The 10286-nt window shown below is 70.0% G+C and carries 6 protein-coding genes; all 6 read left to right on the top strand.

The window, feature by feature from the left end; all coding sequences use genetic code 11:
• Positions 1 to 53 precede the first annotated feature (53 nt).
• A complete protein-coding gene (locus BHU15_RS24940) occupies positions 54 to 773 on the top strand; it encodes a VIT1/CCC1 transporter family protein (RefSeq protein ID WP_376207100.1) in 720 nt (239 codons plus the stop codon).
• A gap of 466 nt (positions 774 to 1239) precedes the next feature.
• Positions 1240 to 5820 carry a glutamate synthase large subunit gene (gene gltB / locus BHU15_RS24935; RefSeq protein WP_069629252.1) on the top strand — a complete coding sequence of 1527 codons (4581 nt, stop codon included), beginning with the start codon at positions 1240 to 1242 and terminating at the stop codon, positions 5818 to 5820.
• The gene (locus BHU15_RS24930; protein ID WP_069629251.1) at positions 5813 to 7273 is read left to right on the top strand and encodes a glutamate synthase subunit beta; all 1461 of its coding nucleotides are present in this window, start codon (positions 5813 to 5815) and stop codon (positions 7271 to 7273) included. The genes gltB and BHU15_RS24930 overlap by 8 nt, the downstream gene beginning before the upstream one ends.
• Before the next feature lie 192 nt (positions 7274 to 7465).
• On the top strand, positions 7466 to 8212 hold the full coding sequence (locus tag BHU15_RS24925) for a VWA domain-containing protein (RefSeq protein ID WP_069629250.1): 747 nt from the start codon (positions 7466 to 7468) through the stop codon (positions 8210 to 8212).
• A 213-nt stretch (positions 8213 to 8425) separates the two neighbouring features.
• Positions 8426 to 8629: a cold-shock protein gene (locus BHU15_RS24920; protein ID WP_015607926.1), complete on the top strand. Its 204-nt coding sequence runs from the start codon at positions 8426 to 8428 to the stop codon at positions 8627 to 8629.
• A 168-nt stretch (positions 8630 to 8797) separates the two neighbouring features.
• Positions 8798 to 10286: DEAD/DEAH box helicase (locus tag BHU15_RS24915; protein ID WP_069629249.1), on the top strand; the 1489-nt coding region annotated here is incomplete at its 3' end.

Here is a 10286-nt window from a genome sequence, read left to right as displayed (position 1 = left end):
CCCGCCACCGAGGAACAGCGGGACCAGCAGGGAAGGGGACAGCCGTGTCCGTCATGGACAACGAGGCGTCGCTCCACGGAGCGCACCGGGACAATCACACGCACCGCGATGTGAACGGCGGCTGGCTGCGTCCCGCGGTGTTCGGCGCGATGGACGGGCTCGTGTCGAACCTCGCCCTGATGACCGGTGTGGCGGGCGGTGCCGTCGACCGGCAGACCATCGTCATCACCGGTCTCGCGGGCCTGGCGGCCGGCGCCTTCTCGATGGCCGCGGGGGAGTACACCTCCGTGGCGTCCCAGCGCGAGCTGGTCCAGGCCGAGCTGGACGTGGAGCGGCGGGAGCTGCGCACGTTCCCCAAGGACGAGATGGCGGAGCTGGCCGAGCTGTACGAGTCGCGCGGTGTCGAGCCGGAGCTGGCGCGTCAGGTCGCCGAGCAGCTCTCCCGCGACCCCGAGCTGGCCCTGGAGATCCACGCGCGTGAGGAGCTGGGGGTCGACCCGGACGATCTGCCGTCGCCGATGGTCGCCGCGGTGTCGTCGTTCGGCTGCTTCGCGATGGGCGCGCTGCTCCCCGTCCTGCCGTATCTGTTCGGCGCCACCGTTCTGTGGCCCGCCGTGCTGGTGGCGCTGTTCGGTCTCTTCGCCTGCGGCGCGCTGGTGGCGCGCGTGACGGCGCGCAGCTGGTGGTACAGCGGGCTGCGCCAGCTCGCCCTCGGCGGTACGGCGGCGGCGCTCACGTACGGGCTCGGCACCCTCTTCGGCGCCGCCGTCTAGGCGGTGACCTGGGTACGTGGGACGTACGGCTCCCGAAGTCGGACGTCCCACGTGCGACATATTGCGCGACCGGGGCCGTACCGTCACTGTGGTGACGAACATCCCTCGACCATCCAGCGGCGATTGAGCCATCCGGGTGGGACACTATGCATGGCGTCACATATCTAGCCGTTACCCGGTTGTTTCGAACGCTTGAACTCCGGGCATGAGCCGTAGGCGCTGCGGGCAAAGAAGCCCGCTCCGCCGTGGTCCGGTGTCCGGCGTTCCCTTCGCCTCCGTTCGCCTTCGATCACCTCGGCCTACCTTCGCCGCCCGGTTACGGCGGCCACGTACGACGTCCACATGTTGGAATCAGCTTCCCGCTTCCTGAGCAGCCGACCCATCATGTAACCTGCACGAAATTTTGCCCTGGGCCAACGTCGTCCCTCGGTTTATCGCAAATGCCACGACGACGACGGGAGAGCCGATGCGTTTCGACGCCTGGTCGCCCATGGATGGCCGCCCCGCTGCGCAGGGCATGTATGACCCCCGTAACGAGCACGACGCCTGTGGCGTCGGGTTCGTGGCCACCCTGACCGGTGTGCCCGGCCACGAGATGGTCGAGCAGGCGCTGACCGTACTGCGCAATCTCGAACACCGCGGCGCCACCGGCTCCGAACCCGACTCGGGCGACGGCGCCGGCATACTGCTGCAGATCCCGGACGCCTTCCTGCGCGAGGTCACCGCCTTCGAACTGCCAGAGGCCGGCTCGTACGCCGTCGGAATCGCCTTCCTGCCCGCCGAGAACCCGGACGAGTACGTCTCACGGATCGAGACGATCGCCGCCGAGGAAGGCATCGACGTCCTCGGCTGGCGCGAGGTCCCCGTCGCCCCGCAGATGCTCGGCGCCATCGCGCGCGCCACGATGCCCGTCTTCCGCCAGCTCTTCGTCGCCGCGCCGACGGACAGCGGCGCCCGCAGCGGCATCGAGCTGGACCGCAAGACGTTCGTCCTGCGCAAGCGCGCCGAGCGCGAGGCCGGGATCTACTTCCCCTCGCTCTCCGCCCGCACGATCGTCTACAAGGGCATGCTGACCACCGGCCAGCTGGAGCCGTTCTTCCCCGACCTCTCCGACCGCCGCTTCGCGACCGCCGTCGCCGTCGTCCACTCGCGCTTCTCCACCAACACCTTCCCGAGCTGGCCGCTCGCGCACCCGTACCGCTTCGTCGCCCACAACGGCGAGATCAACACGGTCAAGGGCAACCGCAACTGGATGCGCGCCCGCGAGTCCCTGCTGGCCTCCGACGTGTTCGGTGACGACCCCCGCACGCTGGAGAGCACCTTCCCGGTCTGCACCCCCGACGCGTCCGACTCGGCGTCCTTCGACGAGGTCCTGGAACTGCTCCACCTCGGCGGCCGGTCGCTGCCGCACTCCGTGCTGATGATGGTCCCCGAGGCGTGGGAGAACCACGACTCGATGGACCCCGCCCGGCGCGCCTTCTACCAGTACCACTCCACGATGATGGAGCCCTGGGACGGCCCCGCCTGCGTCACCTTCACCGACGGCGTCCAGGTCGGCGCGGTCCTGGACCGCAACGGACTGCGCCCCGGCCGCTACTGGGTCACCGACGACGGCCTCGTCGTCCTCTCCTCCGAGGTCGGCGTCCTCGACATCGACCCCGCGAAGGTCGTCCGCAAGGGCCGCCTCCAGCCCGGCCGGATGTTCCTCGTCGACACCGCCGAGCACCGCATCATCGAGGACGACGAGATCAAGGCGACGCTCGCCGCCGAGAACCCGTACCAGGAGTGGCTGGAAGCCGGCGAGATCGAGCTGGAGGACCTGCCCGAGCGTGAGCACATCGTGCACACGCACGCCTCCGTCACCCGCCGCCAGCAGACCTTCGGCTACACCGAGGAGGAGCTGCGGATCATCCTCGCCCCGATGGCCCGCACCGGCGGCGAACCGCTCGGCTCCATGGGCACCGACAGCCCGATCGCCGCGCTGTCCGCCCGCCCCCGGCTGCTGTTCGACTACTTCACCCAGCTGTTCGCGCAGGTCACCAACCCGCCGCTGGACGCCATCCGCGAGGAACTGGTCACCTCGCTGCGCTCCACCCTCGGCCCCGCCGGCAACCTGCTGAAGCCGACGGCCGCCGCCTGCCGCAGCGTCACGCTGCCGTTCCCGGTGATCGACAACGACGAGCTGGCCAAGCTCATACACGTCAACGCCGACGGCGACATGCCGGGCATGACCGCCGCCACGCTCTCCGGCCTCTACCGGGTCGGCGGCGGCGGCGAGGCCCTGGCCGCCCGTATCGAGGAGATCCGCGCCGAGACCGACGCCGCGATCGAGAGCGGCGCGCGCATCATCGTGCTCTCCGACCGGCACTCCGACGCCGAGCACGCGCCCATCCCGTCGCTGCTGCTCACCGCCGCCGTGCACCACCACCTCATCCGCACCAAGCAGCGCACCCAGGTCGGGCTGCTGGTCGAGGCCGGTGACGTACGCGAGGTGCACCACGTCGCGCTGCTCATCGGCTACGGCGCCGCCGCCGTCAACCCGTACCTCGCCATGGAGTCCGTCGAGGACCTGGTCCGCGCGGGCACCTTCATCGAGGGCCTGGAGCCCGAGCAGGCCATCCGCAACCTCATCCACGCGCTCGGCAAGGGCGTCCTGAAGGTCATGTCCAAGATGGGCATCTCCACCGTCGCCTCCTACCGAGGCGCGCAGGTCTTCGAGGCCGTCGGTCTCGACGAGGCCTTCGTGGAGAAGTACTTCAGCGGTACGGTGACCAAGATCGGCGGCGCCGGGCTCGACGTCGTCGCCCAGGAGGTCGCCGCCCGCCACGCCAAGGGCTACCCCGCCTCCGGCATCTCCGCGTCGCACCGCGCGCTGGACATCGGCGGCGAGTACCAGTGGCGCCGCGAGGGCGAGCCGCACCTCTTCGACCCGGACACGGTCTTCCGTCTCCAGCACGCCACGCGCAACCGCCGCTACGACATCTTCAAGCAGTACACGGAACGGGTGAACGAGCAGTCCGAGCGCCTGATGACGCTGCGCGGACTCTTCAGCATCGACTCCGGCCGTGAGCCCGTCGCCCTGGACGAGGTCGAGCCCGCCTCCGAGATCGTCAAGCGCTTCTCCACCGGCGCCATGTCGTACGGCTCCATCTCCAAGGAGGCGCACGAGACGCTCGCCGTCGCGATGAACCGCCTCGGCGGCAAGTCCAACACCGGCGAGGGCGGCGAGGACGCCGACCGGCTGCACGACCCGGAGCGCCGCTCGTCCATCAAGCAGGTCGCCTCCGGCCGCTTCGGTGTCACCAGCGAATACCTCGTCAACGCCGACGACATCCAGATCAAGATGGCCCAGGGCGCCAAGCCCGGCGAGGGCGGCCAGCTGCCCGGTCACAAGGTCTACCCGTGGGTCGCCAAGACCCGGCACTCCACCCCCGGCGTCGGCCTCATCTCGCCGCCGCCGCACCACGACATCTACTCCATCGAAGACCTCGCCCAGCTCATCCACGACCTGAAGAACGCCAACCCGGCCGCCCGCATCCACGTGAAGCTGGTCTCCGAGGTCGGCGTCGGCACGGTCGCCGCCGGTGTCTCCAAGGCCCACGCCGACGTGGTCCTGATCTCCGGACACGACGGCGGTACGGGCGCCTCCCCGCTCACCTCGCTCAAGCACGCGGGCGGCCCCTGGGAGCTCGGCCTCGCCGAGACGCAGCAGACCCTGCTGCTCAACGGGCTGCGCGACCGCATCGTCGTACAGACCGACGGCCAGCTCAAGACCGGCCGCGACGTGGTCGTCGCCGCGCTGCTGGGCGCCGAGGAGTTCGGCTTCGCCACCGCGCCGCTCGTCGTCTCCGGCTGCGTCATGATGCGCGTCTGCCACCTCGACACCTGTCCGGTGGGCATCGCCACCCAGAACCCCGTGCTGCGCGAGCGCTTCTCCGGCCAGGCCGAGTACGTCGTCAACTTCTTCGAGTTCATCGCCGAGGAAGTCCGCGAACTGCTCGCCGAGCTGGGCTTCCGTACCCTCGAAGAGGCCGTCGGCCACGCCGAGTTCCTCAACACCGAGCGGGCCGTGGACCACTGGAAGGCCCAGGGCCTGGACCTGGAGCCGCTGTTCCACGTGCCGATCCTGGGAGCCGGCGCCGTACGCCACCGGACCGTCGAGCAGGACCACGGGCTCGGCAAGGCGCTCGACAACCAGCTGATCAAGCTCGCCGCCGACGCGCTCGGTGCCGAGAGCGCCGAGGCCGCCCAGCCGGTCCGCGCGCAGATCGCGATCCGCAACATCAACCGCACCGTCGGCACCATGCTCGGCCACGAGGTGACCAAGAAGTTCGGCGGCGCTGGCCTGCCCGACGACACCATCGACATCACCTTCACCGGCTCCGCCGGCCAGTCCTTCGGCGCGTTCCTGCCCAGCGGCATCACGCTGCGCCTGGAGGGCGACGCCAACGACTACGTCGGCAAGGGCCTGTCCGGCGGCCGGGTCGTCGTCCGCCCCGACCGGGGCGCCGACCACCTCGCCGAGTACTCGACCATCGCGGGCAACACCATCGCGTACGGCGCCACCGGCGGCGAACTGTTCCTGCGCGGCCGTACCGGCGAGCGCTTCTGCGTCCGCAACTCCGGTGCCACGGTGGTCTCCGAGGGCGTCGGCGATCACGGCTGCGAGTACATGACCGGCGGCCACGCCGTCGTACTCGGCGAGACGGGACGCAACTTCGCGGCCGGGATGTCCGGCGGCGTCGCGTACGTCATCGACCTCGACCCGGACAACGTCAACGCCGGCAACCTCGGCGCCGTCGAGACCGATTTCCCGGCCGCCGACAAGGAGTGGCTGCACGACGTCGTGCGCCGCCACCACGAGGAGACCGGCTCGACCGTCGCCGAGAAGCTGCTGACCGACTGGGACACCTCGGTGACCCGCTTCAGCAAGATCATTCCTTCCACCTACAAGGCAGTGCTCGCCGCCAAGGACGCCGCTGAGCTCGCCGGTCTCTCCGAGCAGGAGACCACCGAGAAGATGATGGAGGCGGCGACCAATGGCTGACCCCAAGGGCTTCCTGACCACCGGGCGCGAGACGGCCGAGTCCCGCCCCGTGGAAGAGCGCACGAAGGACTGGAACGAGGTCTACGTTCCCGGCTCGCTGCTCCCGATCATCAGCAAGCAGGCCGGGCGCTGCATGGACTGCGGCATCCCGTTCTGCCACCAGGGCTGTCCGCTCGGCAATCTCATCCCCGAGTGGAACGACTACGCGTACCGCGAGGACTGGACGGCGGCGAGCGAGCGCCTGCACGCCACCAACAACTTCCCGGAGTTCACCGGCCGGCTCTGCCCCGCGCCGTGCGAGTCCGCGTGCGTGCTGGCCATCAACCAGCCCGCCGTCACCATCAAGAACGTCGAGGTCTCCATCATCGACAAGGCGTGGGACAACGGCGACGTCGTCCCGCGCCCCCCGGAGCGCCTGTCCGGCAAGACCGTCGCCGTCATCGGCTCGGGACCGGCCGGCCTCGCCGCGGCCCAGCAGCTCACCCGGGCCGGCCACACGGTCGCCGTGTACGAGCGCGCCGACCGCATCGGCGGGCTGCTGCGCTACGGCATCCCCGAGTTCAAGATGGAGAAGTCCCACATCAACCGCCGTATCGAGCAGATGCGCGCGGAAGGGACCAAGTTCCGTACGGAGACGGAGATCGGCCGCGACATCGACGCGGCGAAGCTCCGCAGGCGCTACGACGCCGTGGTCATCGCGGCCGGCGCCACCGTCTCGCGCGACCTGCCGGTGCCCGGCCGTGACCTCAAGGGCATCCACTTCGCGATGGAGTACCTGCCGCTCGCCAACAAGGTGCAGGAGGGCGACCTGACGGTCTCCCCGATCACCGCCGAGGGCAAGCACGTCGTCGTCATCGGCGGCGGCGACACCGGCGCGGACTGCGTCGGTACGGCGCACCGCCAGGGCGCCGCGTCCGTCACCCAGCTGGAGATCATGCCCCGGCCGGGCGAGGACCGGGCACCGAACCAGCCCTGGCCGACCTTCCCGATGCTCTACAAGGTCACCTCCGCGCACGAGGAGGGCGGCGAGCGGATCTACTCCGTCTCCACCACCCACTTCGAGGGCGACGAGGACGGCAACGTCCAGTCGCTGCACCTCACGGAGGTCGAGTTCGCGGACGGCCGTCCGGTGCCGAAGGAAGGCACCGAGCGCACCATCCCCGCCCAGCTGGTCACCCTCGCGATGGGCTTCACCGGCACCGACCAGGAGAACGGCCTGGTCGCCCAGTTCGGCCTCGAACTCGACGCGCGCGGCAACATCGCGCGGGACGCCGACTACGCGACCAACGTCGACGGCGTGTACGTTGCCGGGGACGCGGGTCGCGGACAGTCCCTGATCGTGTGGGCCATCGCCGAAGGCCGTTCGGCGGCGCGCGGCGTCGACCGCTATCTGACCGGAGCGAGCGATCTGCACGCCCCGATCCGCCCGACGGACCGCTCACTCACGGTCTGACGGAAGAAGAGAACGTCCCGTACAACGGCGTACGGGCGGTGACGGCCCGGGGGACGTCCCCTGGACCCTCCGCAGGACACGGCGCCCGCCAGTCCCCGACCGGACATCGGCGGGCGCCGTGACATGTGTTTCTGACGCTGTGTAACCTCGGCGTACCGCCCCCCGCGCACCGTCGAGTGAACGGCAGCACTCATGACCACAGCGCCCTCCACGGGAGGCCCGGCGATCAGCCTCCTCAAGGTCGAGGAGACCGCCCCCGCGCTCGTCCAGCACTACCGGGCGGCCGGCGTATCACTGCGCAAGCACGGGATGAGCGGCCAGCGGGCCGCCGTCTATCTGGTCCTGGACTACTCGGGATCGATGCGCGAGTACTACCAGGACGGCAGCGTCCAGGCCTTCGCCGACCGGGTGCTCGCGCTCTCGGCGAATCTGGACGACGACGGTGTCGTGCCCGCCGTGTTCTTCTCCACGGACGTGGACTGCGAGACGGACATCGCGCTCGCGGACCACCGCGGCCGGATCGACCGGATCGTGGCCGGGCTCGGGCACATGGGCAAGACCAGCTACCACCTGGCCATGGACGCGGTGATCGACCACTATCTGGACAGCGGGTCCACGGCGCCCGCCCTGGTGGTCTTCCAGACCGACGGCGGGCCGATCAACAAACTCGCCGCCGAGCGTTATCTCTGCAAGGCGGCGGAACTCCCGCTGTTCTGGCAGTTCGTCGGCTTCGGCAACAAGCGCAGCTCGCAGTTCAACTTCCTTTCGAAACTTGACGAGTTGGCCGTGCCGCAGAAGCGGGCCGTCGACAACGCGGGCTTCTTCCACGCCGGTCTCGACCCCCGTGAGGTGCCGGACGACGTCCTGTACGACCGGCTCGTCGCGGAATTCCCGCAGTGGCTCGGCGCGGCCCGCGCGCGGGGCATCGTACGCGGCTGACCTGCCCCGCGTGTCGGATCCACGTAAGCCCCGTGAGCGTGCTAGGCTGACTCCGTTGCAGTTTTGGTACCCATGAACTTTATGTGCGCCTGACGGGAATGTTCCTCAGGCGCATTTTATTGTTTTCGCCGGCTTCTCCGGATGGGGCTCAATGCGGCGACGAGGAATCCGTGAAGTGCGGATTCGTCTCTGCACCTGTTTTAGGAGAATGACATGGCTACTGGAACCGTGAAGTGGTTCAACTCGGAAAAGGGCTTCGGCTTCATCGAGCAGGACGGCGGCGGCGCCGACGTCTTCGCCCACTACTCGAACATCGCCACCCAGGGCTTCCGTGAGCTCCAGGAGGGCCAGAAGGTCTCGTTCGACGTCACGCAGGGCCAGAAGGGCCCGCAGGCGGAGAACATCGTCCCGGCCTAATCGCCGGACGCGTACCTCGCAGCCGGGGCCCGCACCTGCACGGTGCGGGTCCCGGCTTGTGCTGTCCCCAGGCCCGGGCCCTGTCCGCGAAGTCCCGTCTGGCTCGCGGCGCCCTGCGGGGCGAACGACGCTGCTTTGCGGACACGACTCTGGAAGGTTCTTCACCGAATGACTCGCTCCGAACGCCCGGCCCGCGCACCCCGCCCGGCCGGTAAGCGCCCGGTCAACTCCCGCACCAAGGGCCCCGCGAAAGGCTCGGCGAAGGCGCCGGTCCGCCGCGCCGCGCGCCCGCAGGAGTTCACGCTGCCGGAAACCATCACCCCCGCGCTGCCCGCCGTCGAGGCGTTCGACGAGCTCGACATGCCCGCGGGCCTGCTCAAGACCCTCACCTCACTGGGTGTGACCGAGCCCTTCCCGATCCAGGGCGCCACCCTCCCGAACTCCCTCGCGGGCCGCGACATCCTCGGCCGGGGCCGTACCGGATCCGGCAAGACCCTCGCCTTCGGACTCGCTCTGCTGGCCCGTCTCGCCGGCCGCCGGGCCGAGCCGCGCGCACCGTACGCGATGGTGCTCGTGCCCACGCGCGAGCTGGCCCAGCAGGTCACCGACGCGCTGACCCCGTACGCCACCGCCGTCAACCTGCGGATGGCCACCGTCGTCGGCGGCCTGTCGATCAGCAAGCAGGCCGGGCAGCTGCGCCGGGGCGCCGAGGTGCTCGTCGCGACGCCCGGACGGCTCAAGGACCTCATCGAGCGCGGTGACTGCCGGCTCGACCAGGTCACCATCACCGTCCTCGACGAGGCCGACCAGATGGCCGACATGGGCTTCATGCCGCAGGTCACCGCGCTGCTGAAGCAGGTGCGGCCGGACGGGCAGCGGATGCTGTTCTCCGCGACGCTCGACAAGAACATCGACCGGCTCGTACGGCAGTACCTGACCGACCCCGTCGTCCACTCCGTCGACCCCTCCCAGGGCGCGGTCACGACCATGGAGCACCACGTCCTGTACGTCATGGACGACACCGACAAGAAGGCCGTCACGATGCGCATCGCCGCGCGCGAGGGCCGGGTGCTGCTGTTCCTGGACACCAAGCGGGCGGTGGACCGGCTGGTCAAGCGGCTGCTGGCGAGCGGTGTACGTGCCTCCGGCCTGCACGGCGGCCGGTCGCAGCCCCAGCGCAACCGCACGCTCGACCAGTTCAAGACCGGGCTGGTGACGGTGCTCGTCGCGACGAACGTCGCGGCCCGCGGCATCCATGTCGACGACCTCGACCTGGTCGTCAACGTCGATCCGCCCGTCGACCACAAGGACTATCTGCACCGGGGCGGGCGCACCGCGCGCGCCGGTGAGTCCGGCAGTGTCGTGACGCTCGTCCTGCCCGAGCAGAAGCGGGACATGACGCGCCTGATGTCGGACGCGGGCATCGCCCCCCGGACGGCCAGTGTGAAGTCCACCGACGAGGAACTGGCGCGGCTGACCGGGGCGCGCGAGCCCTCCGGGATCGCGATCACCATCGAGGTGCCGCAACCCGCCGTACAGAAGCCGCAGAAGGCGCGCGCCTCGCGTCCCGCGCGACGGACCGGCGGCGCCGGTTCGGGTGGCGCGGGGGCCAGGCTGGGCGGGTCCGGCGGGGCCGGCGGCTCCGGTCGCGGCAGCC

The sequence above is a fragment of the Streptomyces niveus genome (assembly GCF_001723055.1).
In the GTDB taxonomy this organism is placed as follows: Bacteria; Actinomycetota; Actinomycetes; order Streptomycetales; family Streptomycetaceae; genus Streptomyces; species Streptomyces niveus.
This window is presented reverse-complemented; position numbering and strand designations above follow the sequence as displayed.

What these genes read in the sequence shown, in the direction of transcription:
- BHU15_RS24940 (WP_376207100.1), top strand. Translation starts at nt 54, where the DNA reads ATGGACAACGAGGCGTCGCTCCACGGAGCGCACCGGGACAATCACACG.
- gltB (WP_069629252.1), top strand. Translation starts at nt 1,240, where the DNA reads ATGCGTTTCGACGCCTGGTCGCCCATGGATGGCCGCCCCGCTGCGCAG.
- BHU15_RS24930 (WP_069629251.1), top strand. Translation starts at nt 5,813, where the DNA reads ATGGCTGACCCCAAGGGCTTCCTGACCACCGGGCGCGAGACGGCCGAG.
- BHU15_RS24925 (WP_069629250.1), top strand. Translation starts at nt 7,466, where the DNA reads ATGACCACAGCGCCCTCCACGGGAGGCCCGGCGATCAGCCTCCTCAAG.
- BHU15_RS24920 (WP_015607926.1), top strand. Translation starts at nt 8,426, where the DNA reads ATGGCTACTGGAACCGTGAAGTGGTTCAACTCGGAAAAGGGCTTCGGC.